We start from the raw sequence: 15,906 nt of genomic DNA on the forward strand, positions 1-15,906 counted from the left end.
GATTCCCGGATCGCACCATATGACCATTGCCGCGTTTGCGCCGTATCAAACTCTTGCCGAGGGCCTTTTGCCCCACACGCTTGATGGCTCAAGCGATGGTTCGCATGATTTTTCACATCTTTTGCGCGTGTGGAAAAACGCGCAGGCAATTCAGGCTGCGGAAGGAGGCAATCAGGAAATATTGGTGGCGGCGACGCTCCTGCACGACTGCATTTCGGTTGAGAAGAACTCACCCTTGCGCGCTCAGGCCTCAAGATTTGCTGCGGAAAAAGCGTCCAGAGTGCTTGTTGATCTTGGTTGGTCTTTGTCGCAGGTAGCGGCCACAGCACATGCTATTGAGGCGCACAGTTTCTCTGCCGGTATCAAGCCGACGACGCTGGAAGCGAAAATCGTGCAGGACGCCGACAGACTCGATGCAATTGGCATGGTTGGCGTGGCGCGATGTTTCTACATTGCCGGCAGGATGAGTAGCGGTCTTTACGATCCGGATGATCCGCAAGCGTTTGATCGTGGCTTTGACGACAGGCGTTTCGCCCTGGACCATTTCCACACCAAACTTTTTAAATTGGTGGCAGGCTTCAATACCGAAACGGGTGCAAAAATTGCGCAGGCGCGGCAGCAACGGCTTCGCCGCTTCTTTGATGAATTTCTCGAAGAAATTTAGGCCATCTCGATCAGGCTGGATTTAGCATCATCATGGCGGCATGGACGATATCGGCATTGTCGGTGGCCATCTTGCCAGAAGGCAACAGCCTGCCGTCCTCAAGGCCAATGCGGCTGTCATAGCCGCGTGCCATCGCCTCTCTGAACATCGGCCATACACTGGCTTCATCGCCATGCAACAGAATTGGAAGCGTAAAATCGGCTTTCTCGAGGACGGATATGATGCCGGTTGCGGCGGAGAGACCTTCTTCGGCGTCCTGTTCATTGATTTCGATCAACACGCGCAGGCATCTAGGGGCGGTGGATAAAGCAATAAAGCGTTCCGCATCGCTCACGGACCACAGGCCTGCTTCGATGCCCATGCCTTTACCCAGGACAAGCGAGATCAATTCCGCTGCGTCCTCTTCAATGAGGTTGATGGAAACGTAATCCGGCAGCACAGACCATCGCTCGATCGGCTTTTGCCGAGCCTTGCCCCCGGGCGGAATGCGCCAGTGGGTGGATAGTCCGACGGGAACACCGGGGACGCTGGTGCGGATTGCCAGAATTGCCTCTGCGACATCATCGGGCTCGAGGCTCTCGGCACCATCCGCACCGCGTGGGTGTACATGAAGTTCCCGTGCGCCAGCAGCAACGCTTTGCGCCGCATCATGGGCGAGTTCTGCCGCGGTAAAAGGGACAGCAGCATGAAAGTCGCGGGTTCGTCCGCCGTTCAAACAGGCTTGCAGCATGATTTGCACTCCGATGAGATCTCGACGGGATTTATCATAGCGGAATTCGTATCGACCGCACATTTTTGATCGCGTTTGCGGTTGCGTCAGAAAAGTTTAAGGCCCTTCAGGCTGGCATGGCCGTTCTTGCCGATGATGATGTGATCATGCACGATAATACCCATTTGTGCTCCGATATTGGCGATCGTCCTCGTCATTTCGATATCGGCTTTTGAGGGGGTAGGGTCACCGGAAGGGTGGTTGTGCGCGAGGATGATGCCACTAGCAGCGAGTTGCAGCGCTCGCGCAATGACCTCGCGCGGATAGACTGGTGTATGGTCGACCGTCCCGACCTGTTGCACTTCATCGGCGATCAAAGCATTTTTCTTGTCCAAAAACAGGATGCGAAATTGTTCGCGGGACTCATATGCCATCGCAGCGACGCAATAATCCATGACCTTACTCCATGAGCTTAGCACCGTCTTTTCGCGAATGTCACTGCGGATCACGCGGTGGGTCAGCGCGGCAACGAGCTTGAGGTCGAAGGCTACCGCCGGACCGCATCCTTTCACTTCGCGCAAAAGATGTTCCGGAGCGCCAAGGACCTCTGCCAGTGATCCGAAGCGAGCCAGGAGGGCCTTGGCCAAGGGCTTCGTATCGCCTTGCCTGATCGAGCGGTACAGCAATATTTCCAGCATCTCGTAGTCGGCAAATCCCGCATGCCCGACTTTTTGAAACCGCTGTCTTACCCGCTCGCGGTGCCCATGGTAGTGCGGAAGCTCCTCTTCAGGATCGCTCTTCTGCTCCGCGTTGCGGACAGCACTATCGGCTGCAACGGGTGGTTGTTTGGGGGAGAGTTTTGCGGAGGGCTCGTTGAGGAAGAAAGTCTGTTCCGGCTTTTCTTCGCTCATTGAGCTACCATCCTATTCGAGTTTCAGGCCCGGCGCGAACAGGCCGGCAGGAGACAGGGTGAAAACCTCGCAGCCGTCCTTGGTGACACCGACCGTATGCTCATATTGCGCGGTAAGCGAACGATCGCGCGTAACGGCTGTCCAGCCATCGGCGAGCACTTTCACATGCGGACGGCCGAGATTGATCATTGGCTCGATGGTGAAGATCATGCCCTCGCGCAGTTCGACGCCTTCATTCGACGTGCCGTAATGCAGAATGTTCGGCGCGTCGTGGAAAAGCCGGCCGACACCATGGCCGCAGAAATCCCGCACAACCGAGCAACGTTCTGCTTCCGCATAGGTCTGGATGGCTGCGCCGATAGCGCCGGTGCGTGCGCCAGGACGCACGGCCGCAATGCCGCGCATCAGGCTCTCATGCGTGACTTCCATCAGACGCTCGGCCGCGCGCTTGATTTCGCCAACCGGGTACATGCGGCTGGAATCGCCATGCCAGCCATCGAGGATATAGGTCACGTCGATATTGACGATATCGCCTTCCCGCAGCGGCTTGTCGTCGGGGATACCGTGGCAGACCACGTGATTGATCGAGGTACAGCTGGACTTCGTATAACCGCGATAATTGAGCGTGGCAGGCAGAGCACCATGATCCGCACCGAACTCGAAGACAAAACGATCGATGGTGTTGGTCGTGACGCCCGGCGCAACGATGGACGCGAGTTCATCTAGGCAGCGTGCGGTTAGCAGGCAAGCCTTGCGCATGGCCTCAAACCCTTCCGGGCCGTGCAGCCTGATTTGCCCGGTATTTTTCAAGGGTGCGCTCTGTGCGTCGAGATAGGTGACCATATTCTTTCCGGTTGGCGTCAATCTATAATTGGCATCGTGCTGATAGCAGCGATACCCCTGGGTGTGATGTGGCATTTTACTGCGTAAGCTTCAACCCCACGCCGCATCGCCCGTTCGAAAGCCGCTGCATAAACAGGATCGAGATCGCCGCAGATTTTCAAACGTTCGCAGTCTCCGCGCTGGATGACATAGAGCATGATACCACGATGACCGTTTTCAACCATGTTGCCAAGCTCATCCAGATGTTTTGCGCCTCGTGCGGTTGGAGAATCGGGAAATTCTGCAAGTCCGGCAGACCTTGAAAAATGTACGTTCTTGACCTCGACATAGGCGTCGGGACGATTTGGGTCACGCAAGAGTATATCGATGCGCGAATTCGAGCCGTATCTTTGCTCGCGTTTTAACTCCGCATAGCCACTCAATGAGGGCAGGAGACCCGACAGGATCGCTTCTTCGGCAATGCGGTTTGGCAGGCCCGTATTGATGCCAACCATGATGCCTTGCGCTTCAACCAGCTGCAAAGTGTGCGGATATTTGCGTTTCAAGCCATCTGAAATCGACAGCCACACCCTGATGCCCGGGTCCGTCAGGCCAAGCATGGAGCCGGTATTGGGAACTGAACTCGTGATCGGGTTGCCGTCGTCAAGAATAATGTCAGCGAGAAAACGCTTGTAGCGTTGAACCAGCCTGCCGGTGACGAGAGGGGAAGCGAATATCATGCGGAGGATGTAGCCGACATGATGGACCGCGACAACGCCCCGGCACGGCGTATAAAAAAACCTGCCTCTGAAAGGCAGGTTGAGTTTGCTCTGGGGTGGGAGAATCGGGCCAGCTTGGAGGTCTAACTGGACCCTGCTGCCGCAAATCAATGTGGCAGTGCTGAGATAATAGGTCAGCTGCCGATTCGGGTCTCATAACTTTGTCTAACAGGCGGTGACAAAGCTTGAAAGAACCGGGCTGTTCTAATCAGCAAGAGTGTCACATGCTACGCAAAGGGACGAAACTCATCAGGAGGAGACGTGATGAAACTCAAGTTTTTCCTACCGTTTGTTGCTCTCGCTGCACTTGGTTTGGCAGCCTGCGACAACAAGCCATCTGAAGGTAATGCCACGCCGCCCGCGACGACATCTGAACCGGCAGCACCTGCTCCGGCACCAGCCACACCCGCCCCGGATCCTGCAAAACCAGCGCCTGCCAACTAGGCTGCAGCAAGACAACACCAGACGGCCAGCTCACCCGGAGTTGGCCGTTTTCTGTTGCAGGCAAACATCCCGAGATGAGAGCTCTTGCAGGCAAGCAATTGAATTTTCGAGAGAAAACCTGGTACGCCCAAGGGGAATCGAACCCCTGTTTGCGCCGTGAAAGGGCGCGCTGTCCGACCTAGACGCGCGCCCGAATATCCACCAGTTTCCACATTTGTTTATCCTGTGTTCGCTTTCGGTTCTGGTTTCTGAGGGCGTTGTCTGCTATTGTTTTGCTGTGGCCGTGCGTGCTTATTACACGAATATTACACGGTTTTCCAAATCGCAGGATCAAGCGCGCAATGGCAAAAAATCTAGTCGAGGCAATAGTTTCCACGCGAAACTCAAGGTTGAAGCTGTCAGAGGGCGAGCATTGGCGTGCTCTGGATGCTGACGTGCACCTCGGCTACCGGCGCGGCAAACGTGCAGGGCGCTGGCTAGTCCGCTGGTACGGTGAAATTTACCGGAAGGGAAAGACCGTTGCCGAATTGGGATATCGACGTGAAACGCTGGCGGCGGCGGATGATGTGCTGGAAGCCGATGGCGTTGACTGTCTCAGCTTCGATCAAGCCAAGCTTGCAGCAATCAAAAAGGTAGAAACGATTCGCGCCTCTGAGCTTGCCAGCGCACGCGGTCCAGTGCTTACCGTGAAATCAGCGGTGGATAACTACCTTCTGCTCCGAGAAGCCAAAGAGGCAAAGGGTGGGCGTCAACATGACGCAAAGCGGCGGCTGACAAAACACGTCCTGAAAGACCCGATTGCAGAGACCCCTCTGCATGTTTTGCTGGAGGATGATCTATCGGCATGGCGTCGTCGCCGTCCGGCTGACATTTCCGTTTCAACCGTGCGCCGTATAATCAATGACCTGAAAGCTGCTCTCAACGGTGCTGCTGCTGCATACCGTACTCGACTTCCTGCGCAACTTCCTATCGTCATCAAGAACGGGCTCTCTACGGAGGAAGCGACTGCTCCTATCGCTCGTGAAAAACAGGCCCTTACCGATAGTGAAATCCGCAAGCTGATAATCCAGTCGATGCGTGTTGATGAAGAGGGCGGATGGGAAGGCGACCTGGCGCGCATGATCCTGGCGCTTGCTTCGACCGGGGCCCGCTTCTCTCAGGTTGCCCGCATGACGGTTGCCGACCTCCAGCCGGGCAAGTCTCGGCTGATGGTGCCGACAAGCCGCAAGGGCAGGGGCGTAAAGACAAGCACGCACACAGCTATCCGAGTGGGATCTGATGTGATCGACGCTCTGGTGCCTGCCGTCGCCGGTCGGCGCGGACCTGAGCCACTTCTGATGCGCTGGCGACACAAGCAAGTGAGCGGTGAAGACAGGAAGTTGGCTCGTTGGGTCAAGGATGAGCGCGGTCCTTGGCTCAACGCAACTGAGCTGTCACGGCCATGGCGCTTGATAGCGACCGCTGCGGGGCTGCCTATCGACGTGGTGCCTTACAGCTTCCGTCACTCTTCCATCGTTCGGCAGCTTCGCGCGGGGCTTCCTGTGCGGCTCGTAGCGGCCTTGCATGATACCAGCTCTGAGATGATCGAAAGGCATTACTCGGCTGCTATTGTCGATGCTTTGGACACGCTGGCCGCTGGAGCTGTGATTGATCTAATGCCGGATCGTGACAACGTTGTTCGCATTGCCGGGAAGTAACGAAATACGTCCTGTATTCACAATATGTGGTAGTATTGTTAGTGTACAACGCTATGTCTATGGGTATGTGCCATTGACTTGTACAAAAAATTCGGTCATTTTCCTAAAATGCAGAGATTGTCTCGGGACTCACCCGTTACATTCTGAGCCGGGTAAATTGGAACGACAGGCGTCAGCGATCCTCAACAGGACCACTGGCGCTTTTTTTATGGCTAATCGCCAGAAGGAACCAAATGAACACGACTTCACCGAACAGCGGTCCAGCCGCTTTTACAGTCAACGACTTCTGCGCATGGGCAGGCATCTGCCGCGCGACACTCTACAAAGAAATGTCAGCAGGAAAGATTGTGCACCGGAAACTTGGACGCCGCACATTGATCTTGCGGACTGACGCGGAGAAGTGGCTTGCCGCTCTTCCGGTAGGGGGCTCGCATGCAGCCTGACCGACAAACGAAAACTCTGCTGACAGCCGTCAAGTTTGGCGACGTGAGGCTGTCAACAGAGCTGAAACCGAACTCTCCCCAAAAGAAAGAACAGCACAATGACACTAACACCCAATCGTGATTCTGGAAAGCCAAAGCGTGGCGGCTATTCCATCCGTGTCGTGATCGATCCGGATGGCCAGCCTATCACCCTCAAGGGCCGGTATGCCTGGATGATGCGCAACCTCATCGAGGTTGGCGACAAAGGCCTTACCTCCATCGAGCGCCCTGCGCCTCGCATAGCCCACTACGTGTTTTGGTGCCGACGACTCGGTTTTGCTATCGAGACGATAGACGAAAAACATGACGGTCAATTTCCTGGGTCGCATGCTCGCTATCGCCTCCGCTCTTTAGTTCGCATTCTCGAAGACGCAGCTTGAAAGATCGAAGGGCAAGCCAAAACTTGCCCTTTAGATCTCTGAACATCGGTGTAACTGCTCAGCGAACGAAAACGGAACAGAATTGGTGCGAATGAACAGGGGATGATCACTCTGTTAGCCTTGTAAGAACATGATTTTCGTGTGCTTTTGTCCCATCTCATCATCACGCCATAGGGGCGAATAGGGCCAAGACTTCACCCATGTACCCACAGCAAGCCATCCTCGAGGGGACATTACTTTATGGAAGCAAACGGTAGTCGGCTAGAACGGGATCGGCAGGTACCGCTTGTTCTCCGATGGAGGCATGAGGAGCATCTAGCAGAGCTCCGGCGGGAGTTCGGCGGTAGCGAAACCACAGCCTCCATTATAATGTCGCTGGCAACAGCTGATGGGCCGGTCTCGTACTCGCGCAACCGAAACTTTTACACCAATCTCCCAAGATACCGCTGCAGGCTCTTTACCTACGCAAACGTGACCCAGTCCGTTGACTACATAGCAAACAGTCATCTCATTTTTCACGATAAAGTTCGTCCTGGTCACCGGCATTGGCAGAGCTCAATGACTCCGACACCGGAACTTGTCGCTCGGGCAAACAGCATTATCCAAAACGGCCCGCCATTGGAGTTAGCGATTCCGCGCGAAACGATCGAGCTGCGCGATGCCAACGGCATTCCAGCGGGCTATCAGGACTCGCCTGAGACCAAACGGATGCGCCAACGACTCAGGGAAATGAATGAAGCAATCAGGGCCACCCTATTCACCGGAGTTCTGCCGGGGGCGATGGTCCGTATTTTCAACCGAACGTTTAACAGGGGAGGTCGTTTCTATGCCCTTGGAGGAAGCTGGCAGTCAATGAACCAGGAAGCGAGAAAACAGATCACCATTGGTGGCGAACCAGTCATCGAGATTGACTACAAGACATTGCACCCAGCGATCCTGTATGCACAAGCCGGGGCTCCTCTGCCTGATGACTGCTATTCCATAGATGGTTGGCCTCGCAGATTGGTGAAAAGGGCTTTGTTGATCCTTTTAAACGCGAAGACCAGAGGCAAGGCGCGAGATGCAATTGCGCACGCCAAAGAAATGGAAGTGGTCTGCGCTCCCGGGACTGACGACGCCAAGAAGGCCGCAACCGAATTGATGGGAGCCATCAAGAGTCGTCATCACCGTATCGCAAGCGCATTTCACACAGATAAGGGTGCTGAGTTGATGCGGCTCGACAGTGACCTAGCTGAGTCAGTCATGCATGTCATGATGATGGCCGGGGTAACAGTGCTTCCAGTCCATGACAGCTTTCTTGTTCAAGCGTCACAGGCTCAAAGGCTCGAAGAAACTATGTTGCGGATTGCTTATGAAGCGGGGTTCGAATCGCTCCAAGTGACCAGTAATTGATGTGAGAATTATGTCGAGTATAATCAAAGACATAACCTCAAAACGTCTTACATATGGAGAAGGTGTGGTATCTCCGCTCTCTTCCTATCTGGTTACTGTGTGTAGTTTGGACGGTCTTCGGGTCTATTGAGACTGTTTTGGACCAAATTCGGTGCAGGAAGAGAAAATTTTGCAAAAATTTTCTGCCCTCGCTGACAATCTCCCAAAGAAAGGTAGAGCATGAGTTACGAATGGCCAGGTGGGCTCTTCCCGTTGCGCGATTGGCTTCGCGCTCAATCTGTCGATATCGGGTCAATCAAGACCGAGCGTCAGGCGGCCTTCTTTGTGCAGAACCTCGCAAACCAGCGGCTCAAATTTCCACCTAAGGGAGAATCGTGTTTTCCGCTGATGCAGAAGCTACAGGGCATTATCTGTGCTGGCACCACGACCACCCGAGAGGTCCCGACACGTGGAAAGTCCCTCGGCAAGGCGAAGAAGAAAAAGGCCGAGCAGAAGCACATCACTGCGTTTTTGCCCATGGAAGGCTTGGTGATCTATTGCGATGGCTGCTGCCACCCAAATCCCGGCGATGGGGGGTGGTCATTTGTCGTCTATCGGGATGGCAAGGAAATCCACTCCGAATACGGTGGGTTAAGAAACACCACAAACCAAGTCATGGAGCTCACGGCTGCTCTGCTGGCGCTGCGCTGGTTCATTGAGCAAGGAAAGGTCGAACCGGTCGCAATGCGTTCCGACAGCCTCTACACAGTCAATGGCTGCAACGACTGGCGCATCAAATGGGCCAAGATGGGCTGGAAGCGCAAAGGTGAGAATGCCGCACCCGAGAAACAGGCAATCGCGAACGTAGGCCTATGGCAAGCACTAGATGCGGCATTACAGCAGGCTCCGATCACGTTGCAGTGGGTGAAGGGACATGCCGGCATAGAAGGCAATGAGCGTGCCGACGAGTTGGCGGATCTCGGTAGATTAGAAATGATCGACGCCCGGGAGGCAATCGACGGAGACCAGTTGTGTCTCCTTCGACAGCAACTAACATACGTCCTCTAGTGTAATTCTACCTGCGGCGGTTCGGCTTTAAGACGCCAGCGATGCTATTAATCGAAGCGTGAATGATCCGCTTTATCGCCTCTTCTTCTTCAGGCGTTCGTTCCTCGTATTCCACCCCAATTTCTTGATTCTGCCGGTCCACCTCAATGGTGTATTCGAGACGCCGGATAATTTCAGCGTTCATCGAACTGGTACGAGCCGCCTCCGTAAGCTTCTCGTGAAGCTCGGGCGGTATCCTCAACGTAATCCGCGTCCATTCATCCTGTTTAGCCATCCCCTGTTCATAACACCATTCTGGTGTCAGTGTCTTGACACTAATTTGGTGTGACACTAATTTGGTGCATGGTGATTTGCACCGTTGAGAAACAGTGAGGACTAAGCATACATGGCCAGCCTAGACCTAGACATCGGCACACTGAAATCCCGCCTCGTTGAGGTGGAGGTTGATAACCCGCTTTATTCGCGCGCACATGATGGGAAGTCCGCTAACCCTCGGAAGACAACGGCACGGCTGAATGTATTGGAAAGCGCTATCGTCTCGATGCACAACAAGGGCAAGATAGACGACGTTCAATATGAGGCCGCTGGACGCTTCAGGGCCCTGGGCGAAACGTGCGGCGCTGCTGGAGCGCGAGCAATCGACTACAGCCAGGTCCGCGTGGACGGGGCGCGCTCAGGGGGCGGTACCAGTGATCGACGGATCAACGCCCAGCAGCAGTTAGAGGACTGTCACAAATTCCTTGATAGGGCTGTCGGCCCTGATGCCTTCAAGATCCTCTGGGAGGTTGCGGTAAAGGGCAATGCGTTGTCCGAGCTTCGGCTACCTCGGCGGGCTACAGACAAGGCAGGGATCTTAGTACAAGTGAGCCTCAACAAGCTGGCGGAACACTGGTGCCTTGCTCCCCGAACAAATCACGAACATTCCCGTCATGCCGCTTGATATTGTGTGCAAGTTCTGATAGGGTTTTAGTAGAATTGAGATAGTCATAACAATACGTTAGCCGGTTGTGTTGGGTCGATCCACACAGCCGGTTTTTCGTTTGGTCGCTGGTGTCTAGCCATGTTCGCCAGTGTCCAAAATGGGCGGCGGCTTCAATGCCGTAAGTGTAAACCTTTGGCCAGCGGTGTGCCCGCTCTATCGCCGGTGATTCGTTCCGGCCTCTTTGCCAAAGGCATGCCGCAGTAACGACCGGCCCGCCCATGTCCTATTCGTCTTCAGGCGGCTTTCCGTGTTTCCGCTTGAGAAGTTCGTTTCGATATGCTGGGGAGTTCATGAGGCGCAGCTTGTTTAGCGTCGCTGTCCGTTCCGCATTGTCGATTTTTGTGTTGATCAACCAATTCCAAACTTGTTTTTCGTCCGGATTAATTGTCGAGGGCACAAAATCACTAGTCAGTGATCGAAGTCGGCGCATTTCAATCATCATTTCGGAAACTGCGTTCTCGATGTTTGAAAGTTTCTCGTTCTCGCTTTCCTTTTTTGCGGGTTTAGGTTCAGACAGATCGATCTGTTTGTAGGCGTCCAGAAAATCCGGCCAAAATTTGGCGAATGTTTTTTCAAGTCTTTTCGCATCGAGCGGGTTAGCAGTGAACGGATTGATCGATCTGAACATATCGAGCATTTCAGTTTCAATCACCCGGACGTATTGAAATTGTGACAAAGGGCTGTTGGCTGTCTCAATTTGATCGATGCCACAGAGCAGCGGAATCAACCGGCCCTTGACTGATTTGGACAATGCGCCAGCTTCAAACATTATCCAGGGCGCGGTGAGGTTTTTCTTGGTAACCACAACGATGCCAAAATCAATCTCCGCAAGATTGTTACCAACATTGCTGAGCCAGCGCTCGCCCTTTGCAATGTCCTGGGAGGAAACATAGACCTCAACGTCCTGAATTACGCTGGGTACCCAGTCTCGTAACAGTTCGGCTACTTCTCGACTTTCGCTACCCGACCAGCTGGCAAACACCTTCATTTCAACTCCCCCCGCATAAGATTTGACCATTAATCGGCTGATCAGCCGACGGCAAGGCATTGGCACCGAATTAGTTAACGAGGCATCCATATGCGCGAACTGCTTACTATCATCGAGAGTGCCAAGTCTGCCATGATAGCGGAGGGCACAGACCGGTTGGCACTATACGAATGGGAAGCGGAAGCGCTCAAGAGAAGCGGCTGCCGTCTCCCTCACAATGCAATCATCATTCCCAAGCAGATACCGCCGATAGCTGCAATCGATAATGGACCGGCTGGCCGCCGTGCACCCGCGATATGTGAGACCATCAGTTTTGAATTTTAATTATTACGTGTAATCCTCGCCAAGATTAATTTTGCGGGGGTGGTGATGGACGAAACAACGGGTCTTTTGGACCAGAGTGACAAAGAGAAGCTTCTAAATTGGGTCAGTACGAAAGGTCACGGTGATCCAAAGTGCCCGGTTTGTTCAACAAACAAGTGGGGTGTAGCGAACCATCTTATTCGTGGCCCAATATATACCCCACGAACAACGTCTTTGGGTGGTCCCTCGTACCCATTTGTGGTCTTATTCTGTGACAACTGTGGGTATACGCGCTCATTTATGGCCGTGATGGTTGGGTTGGTTCCACCATCTTCCTCTGCAGGGAGCGGGGATGATGACTGAGCCAGCTGAGATAAATATCGACACTGGTCTTAGTTCCGCCATTCAGGTTTATACGGGTGTGCCAAAATACCTAATTCGCCACAGTATCTCAGATGAAGAGCTCACTATGCTTTGCGAAAAGACAAAGGATTTTGTAGACGAAATCATGTGGGCAGCAATTGGGGCGGTCGTGGGATCCGCGCCGAACGTAATAGCATCCTGGATGACCGTAGTTCCGGGTGCAGCGAGCGAAGGACGGGCACATAACTATGTCTTCGTCGCAGCACTTGCTGTTGCCATCGTTACGGGTTGGATTCGCTTCAACCGAGGCAGACGGTCTACTTCGTTAGAAGAGCAAATCAGGAACCGTACGAACGAGCAGCACGGACAGGCTTAAGCAGTGCTCGGAGCAAGAGTTCTGGTCGAACAGTCTAGCTAGCTTCTAACTTGGCAGATGAATCGCTCTAAGCCTGCTTCGTTGTGCTTGTAACCTTTTCGAGGTGCATCAGAAATTTGATCCAAAAGGCGGACTGAGCTCATGTCCTTCACGCTCATCAGCCGCCAATCTGGCTCGTCGTTAATCTTGCTCATATTTCGAAGTTGCCAACCGAAAACTGCTTGGTGCTGATCCTTTTTAACACCGGCGGCATGCACTTCCACAATACGAGTCGTGCCTTTGTAATGAACCTCGAGGCACTTGCCTTCCCGCAAAGCCTGACAAGCTGTGTCGATAATCATTCGTCCCCCTACGCATTTGTGTGACTAAGCGAGTTGCCTCATGGCTTCGCCCCACTGAGTGGCGACAGCCTCTGGTTCCTCTTCCACCATAATGCAGAAGTGGCTCGGCGACTGGTTTCCCAGTGTGTGAATTGTGGTGTGTTTAGAGTCGGAAAACTTTTCGACCGCAACAATCGTGTTTGGGTTTACATAAACAGCTTTTCCGTGCGCGGACGTAAATTTGAGCATGCGAGCATCCTTCGTGGGTTAGAAAATGTTCCTGATAAAGGGTATGCCATCGCCACCTTGAGCGTCGGCCCTTGCCTTGTCCAACAACGTTTCTCGCCTCCTGCGTGAGCGTTTGGCAACCAGCTTCAATGCTGTTCGAGATATGCGGAAGCGACCGCAACTTGGGCAATCAAATTCTGCGTAATCGCCAACGGTCGGGATCACCTCAACCGGTTCGTCTGAGATAGGGCATGTAGTGCTTGTCATAGTCGGCCTCCTCCAAGGCCTTGAGGGCAATCAACAGCCTATCCACTAAGAAAGCAAGCGAGTTGCTAATGGTTAGAACCAAGGAACCCGGCAAGCGCCCGCTGGAGTTCAAGCAACCAACTGCTGATATCATCTGCGAGCGTATAGCGTGCGGCCAGAGTGTCCGTGAGATTTGCCTGGATGAGAACATGCCGGCAATGTCCACGGTGTTTAAGTGGCTGTCTCGTGTGGAAGCCTTCGCGGAGCAATACGCGCGTGCGCGAGATGCCCAGGCTGACACGCTCTTCGATGAAATTCTGACGATTGCCGATGATGGTTCCAATGACTTCATGGAACGCAAGGACGGTGAGGGCGGAACACTCGGCTGGAAGGAAAACGGGGAAGCAATTCGCCGCTCCCAACTCCGTGTCGATGCCCGTAAGTGGATGGCCGGGAAGCTCCGTCCCAAGAAATATGGTGAGAAGCTGGATATCGAGCACTCCGGCATGGTTGTGACCATCGCGAAGGAAGACAGTGCCCTTTAAGCTGACGGACAAGCAGAAGGTCCTGCGGGACAGTCTGCTCCTGAATGCTGCGAAGCACTCATTGATCTACGGGGGCTCACGCTCCGGCAAGACGTTCCTGTATTGCCACGGGATCAACACCCGAGCATTGCGGGCTGCAGGATCGCGTCACGGTATCTTCCGTAAGCATGGCGTTGCGGTCAAGCAATCGATCGGTGCCGACACCATGCCCAAGGCATTGGCGTTGGCCTATCCCGAGGTGAAGTACAAATATTATGAGCAGGACGGAATGTTCCTGTTTCCAAATGAATCTGAAATCTGGCTAGCTGGTCTGGATGACAAAGAGCGGGTTGATAAGGTCCTCGGCAAGGAATACGCGACTATCTACGAGAATGAAGCGTCTGAGATAAGCTATGACGCACACACCACGCTTGCCTCTCGTTTGGCGCAAAAGGTCGAGGTGACCACAGGGCCTGACACCGGCTCATCGTTGCCTCTCAAGAGCTATGTGGATCTTAATCCGACAACTCAAGCCCATTGGACGCACAAGCTGTTCGTGCAGGGTGTCGAGCCTGAGAGTAAACGCCCGGTCAACCGCTTCGACTATGTGTTTGGCGTAGCCAATCCGGAGGACAACGAAGAGAACCTGCCTCCTGGCTACATCAATACGCTGGCGACAATGCCGGAAGCGGCAAGGCGTCGGTTCTATCTCGGTGAATACTCGGGTGATAGCAAAGACGCTCTCTGGAACCGTGCTTCAATTCAGAAGCTGTTCCTGCGGCATGACAATGAACTGCCAGTGTTCCGCCGTATCGTGGTTGCGATCGATCCTGCAGCCAAGTCGATACCGGGTTCTGATGAAACCGGCATTGTTGTCGTTGCGATAGACGAGAAGGGGCAGGGCTACGTACTGGCTGACGGGTCCGGGGTATTCAAGCCGGAAGATTGGGCGAAAGCCGCAATCACGCTCTACAAATATTACAAGGCTGACTGCATCGTTGCCGAGGTAAATCAAGGTGGTGAGATGGTCGAGGCTGTCATTCAGGCTCAGGCTCCCAATCTTACCGTCAAGATGGTTCATGCAACCCGTGGCAAGTATGTGAGGGCTGAACCTATTGCGGCGCTTTATGCTCGTGGCCGTATCCTGCATGTGGGTGACTTCGAAACGCTCGAAGACCAGATGTGCAATTTTACTGCCGACTTCGACCGGAACGGGCAGGGTTATTCACCTGACCGAATGGACGCACTCGTGTGGGGCTTCACTGAACTATTCCCCGGCCTCATCGAGGACCGGAGAGACCAGACACCAAGACAGGCTGTAGCTGAAGACTACGACCCGTTTCATCGGCCTAGCCAAGGTCACAACAGACCGGCCACGGCTGGCATGAACTACGAACCGTTTTGATTACTGGACGGTGACATTTTCCGGCGCGTCGGATTGACTGTTCGTACGATCAATGTGGTCGAGAATAACTCTTGCCATTGTTGCTGCTGCCTCAGTTGGCATAACGAGCCGGCCAATTACAACGTGATCCAAAGAAGCCTTATCCGAATGGTTGCCACGTGTGACGGCAAATGTAACGCGAACGGTACCGTTCAAAATGTGGGTACCGATGGCATTGTCGGCAAATACGTCAGGCGTGTGGGGATTATACAAGACTTTTGGTGGCGTTGCCATGCGCGTTCCTCGTTGTTGATGAGGCGAGTGTATGACCGAATTGCCCAAAAGCAAGGGAACGGAGCGTTGTCCACTGACCATTGACAGCCACAATACTAAAATGCGTTTGCAGCCGATTACCCGTTCTGACCTCGATTACGTCTGCTTGAAATTGCGGGAGAGTGACAAGCGGGAAATCTTCGGCATTCGCAGCCATGACAATCCACTGTGGATCGCTGCTGAAACCCTTTGTGTGGCGTCCTATGGCAAGGCCGCAATAGCCTTTTACGATGGCAAACCTGCCGCTGTGATTGGTGTATCTCCCAAGCCATGGCCTCACGTCTGGGATGCCTGGGCCTATGGTACTGACGACTTCAACAAGGTTGGCCTGTCACTGACGCGCTATGCGCTGAAGGTGCTGAAGCCATACCTGCTGGCACGGCAAGTGCACCGCTTGGAAGCGCCAAGCCGCATGGATCACTCACAAGCGCATTCATGGCTTCGTGCCCTGGGTGCCACGGATGAAGCAATCCTTCGCTCCTACGGACGCGATGGGGCTGACTACGTCATGTTTAGCTGGACAAGGAAATAG

21 protein-coding genes are annotated in these 15,906 nt (G+C 53.9%); 13 read left to right on the forward strand and 8 right to left on the reverse strand.

What is annotated here, in order from left to right:
• Window positions 1-19: 19 nt before the first annotated feature.
• Window positions 20-664, forward strand: coding sequence for an HD domain-containing protein (locus PHA01_RS13380; RefSeq protein WP_271896270.1), 645 nt, complete (start codon window positions 20-22; stop codon window positions 662-664).
• 10 nt (window positions 665-674) lie between these two features.
• On the opposite strand, the gene PHA01_RS13385 is transcribed toward PHA01_RS13380, so the two are convergent.
• The 4 genes from PHA01_RS13385 to sfsA form a co-directional block, all read right to left on the reverse strand.
• Window positions 675-1,394: a 3-keto-5-aminohexanoate cleavage protein gene (locus PHA01_RS13385; RefSeq protein WP_271896272.1), complete on the reverse strand. Its 720-nt coding sequence runs from the start codon at window positions 1,392-1,394 to the stop codon at window positions 675-677.
• Between the two features lie 86 nt (window positions 1,395-1,480).
• A complete protein-coding gene (gene radC / locus PHA01_RS13390; protein ID WP_334312021.1) occupies window positions 1,481-2,284 on the reverse strand; it encodes a RadC family protein in 804 nt (267 codons plus the stop codon).
• Window positions 2,285-2,296: 12 nt separating this feature from the next.
• Window positions 2,297-3,127 (reverse strand): type I methionyl aminopeptidase, encoded by an 831-nt coding sequence (gene map, locus PHA01_RS13395; protein WP_271896274.1) that lies wholly within the window; start codon window positions 3,125-3,127, stop codon window positions 2,297-2,299.
• Between the two features lie 17 nt (window positions 3,128-3,144).
• Window positions 3,145-3,846 (reverse strand): DNA/RNA nuclease SfsA, encoded by a 702-nt coding sequence (gene sfsA / locus PHA01_RS13400; RefSeq protein ID WP_271896276.1) that lies wholly within the window; start codon window positions 3,844-3,846, stop codon window positions 3,145-3,147.
• A 303-nt stretch (window positions 3,847-4,149) separates the two neighbouring features.
• Between sfsA and PHA01_RS13405 the strand changes: the two genes are divergently transcribed.
• The 6 genes from PHA01_RS13405 to PHA01_RS13430 all read left to right on the forward strand — a co-directional run bounded on the left by PHA01_RS13405 (window position 4,150) and on the right by PHA01_RS13430 (window position 9,327).
• Window positions 4,150-4,329, forward strand: coding sequence for a hypothetical protein (locus PHA01_RS13405; protein ID WP_271896278.1), 180 nt, complete (start codon window positions 4,150-4,152; stop codon window positions 4,327-4,329).
• Between the two features lie 341 nt (window positions 4,330-4,670).
• A complete protein-coding gene (locus PHA01_RS13410) occupies window positions 4,671-6,026 on the forward strand; it encodes a site-specific integrase (protein ID WP_271896280.1) in 1,356 nt (451 codons plus the stop codon).
• A 233-nt stretch (window positions 6,027-6,259) separates the two neighbouring features.
• The gene (locus PHA01_RS13415) at window positions 6,260-6,469 is read left to right on the forward strand and encodes a helix-turn-helix domain-containing protein (RefSeq protein WP_271896282.1); all 210 of its coding nucleotides are present in this window, start codon (window positions 6,260-6,262) and stop codon (window positions 6,467-6,469) included.
• 98 nt (window positions 6,470-6,567) lie between these two features.
• Window positions 6,568-6,888 carry a winged helix domain-containing protein gene (locus PHA01_RS13420; protein WP_271896284.1) on the forward strand — a complete coding sequence of 107 codons (321 nt, stop codon included), beginning with the start codon at window positions 6,568-6,570 and terminating at the stop codon, window positions 6,886-6,888.
• Between the two features lie 558 nt (window positions 6,889-7,446).
• Window positions 7,447-8,280: a hypothetical protein gene (locus PHA01_RS13425; protein WP_271896286.1), complete on the forward strand. Its 834-nt coding sequence runs from the start codon at window positions 7,447-7,449 to the stop codon at window positions 8,278-8,280.
• 219 nt (window positions 8,281-8,499) lie between these two features.
• The gene (locus PHA01_RS13430; protein WP_271896288.1) at window positions 8,500-9,327 is read left to right on the forward strand and encodes a ribonuclease H family protein; all 828 of its coding nucleotides are present in this window, start codon (window positions 8,500-8,502) and stop codon (window positions 9,325-9,327) included.
• A gap of 7 nt (window positions 9,328-9,334) precedes the next feature.
• Here PHA01_RS13430 and PHA01_RS13435 read toward each other — a convergent pair whose 3' ends face one another.
• Entirely contained in the window at window positions 9,335-9,601 is a 267-nt protein-coding gene (locus PHA01_RS13435; protein WP_271896290.1) for an Arc family DNA-binding protein, read from the reverse strand.
• Between the two features lie 111 nt (window positions 9,602-9,712).
• On the opposite strand from PHA01_RS13435, the gene PHA01_RS13440 reads away from it, so the two are divergent.
• Window positions 9,713-10,267: a hypothetical protein gene (locus tag PHA01_RS13440; RefSeq protein ID WP_271896292.1), complete on the forward strand. Its 555-nt coding sequence runs from the start codon at window positions 9,713-9,715 to the stop codon at window positions 10,265-10,267.
• A 265-nt stretch (window positions 10,268-10,532) separates the two neighbouring features.
• Here PHA01_RS13440 and PHA01_RS13445 read toward each other — a convergent pair whose 3' ends face one another.
• Complete coding sequence (locus tag PHA01_RS13445) at window positions 10,533-11,387, reverse strand: TIR domain-containing protein (protein ID WP_271896294.1); 855 nt, start codon at window positions 11,385-11,387, stop codon at window positions 10,533-10,535.
• On the opposite strand from PHA01_RS13445, the gene PHA01_RS13450 reads away from it, so the two are divergent.
• Window positions 11,388-11,621: a hypothetical protein gene (locus PHA01_RS13450; RefSeq protein ID WP_271896296.1), complete on the forward strand. Its 234-nt coding sequence runs from the start codon at window positions 11,388-11,390 to the stop codon at window positions 11,619-11,621.
• Window positions 11,622-11,952: 331 nt separating this feature from the next.
• Complete coding sequence (locus PHA01_RS13455; RefSeq protein WP_271896298.1) at window positions 11,953-12,339, forward strand: hypothetical protein; 387 nt, start codon at window positions 11,953-11,955, stop codon at window positions 12,337-12,339.
• A gap of 38 nt (window positions 12,340-12,377) precedes the next feature.
• Here the strand turns inward: PHA01_RS13455 and PHA01_RS13460 are convergent, their stop codons facing one another.
• Window positions 12,378-12,680, reverse strand: coding sequence for a hypothetical protein (locus PHA01_RS13460; RefSeq protein WP_271896299.1), 303 nt, complete (start codon window positions 12,678-12,680; stop codon window positions 12,378-12,380).
• Between the two features lie 542 nt (window positions 12,681-13,222).
• On the opposite strand from PHA01_RS13460, the gene PHA01_RS13465 reads away from it, so the two are divergent.
• Both PHA01_RS13465 and PHA01_RS13470 read left to right on the forward strand, forming a co-directional pair.
• Window positions 13,223-13,678 carry a terminase small subunit-like protein gene (locus PHA01_RS13465; RefSeq protein WP_271896301.1) on the forward strand — a complete coding sequence of 152 codons (456 nt, stop codon included), beginning with the start codon at window positions 13,223-13,225 and terminating at the stop codon, window positions 13,676-13,678.
• Complete coding sequence (locus PHA01_RS13470; protein WP_271896303.1) at window positions 13,668-15,062, forward strand: phage terminase large subunit; 1,395 nt, start codon at window positions 13,668-13,670, stop codon at window positions 15,060-15,062. The genes PHA01_RS13465 and PHA01_RS13470 overlap by 11 nt, the downstream gene beginning before the upstream one ends.
• Here PHA01_RS13470 and PHA01_RS13475 read toward each other — a convergent pair whose 3' ends face one another.
• Window positions 15,063-15,335 (reverse strand): hypothetical protein, encoded by a 273-nt coding sequence (locus PHA01_RS13475; protein ID WP_271896305.1) that lies wholly within the window; start codon window positions 15,333-15,335, stop codon window positions 15,063-15,065.
• A gap of 31 nt (window positions 15,336-15,366) precedes the next feature.
• Between PHA01_RS13475 and PHA01_RS13480 the strand changes: the two genes are divergently transcribed.
• Window positions 15,367-15,906, forward strand: a complete 540-nt coding sequence (locus tag PHA01_RS13480; RefSeq protein ID WP_271896307.1) for a hypothetical protein — start codon at window positions 15,367-15,369, stop codon at window positions 15,904-15,906.

Source organism: Candidatus Phyllobacterium onerii (genome assembly GCF_028331445.1).
GTDB lineage: Bacteria > Pseudomonadota > Alphaproteobacteria > Rhizobiales > Rhizobiaceae > Phyllobacterium > Phyllobacterium onerii.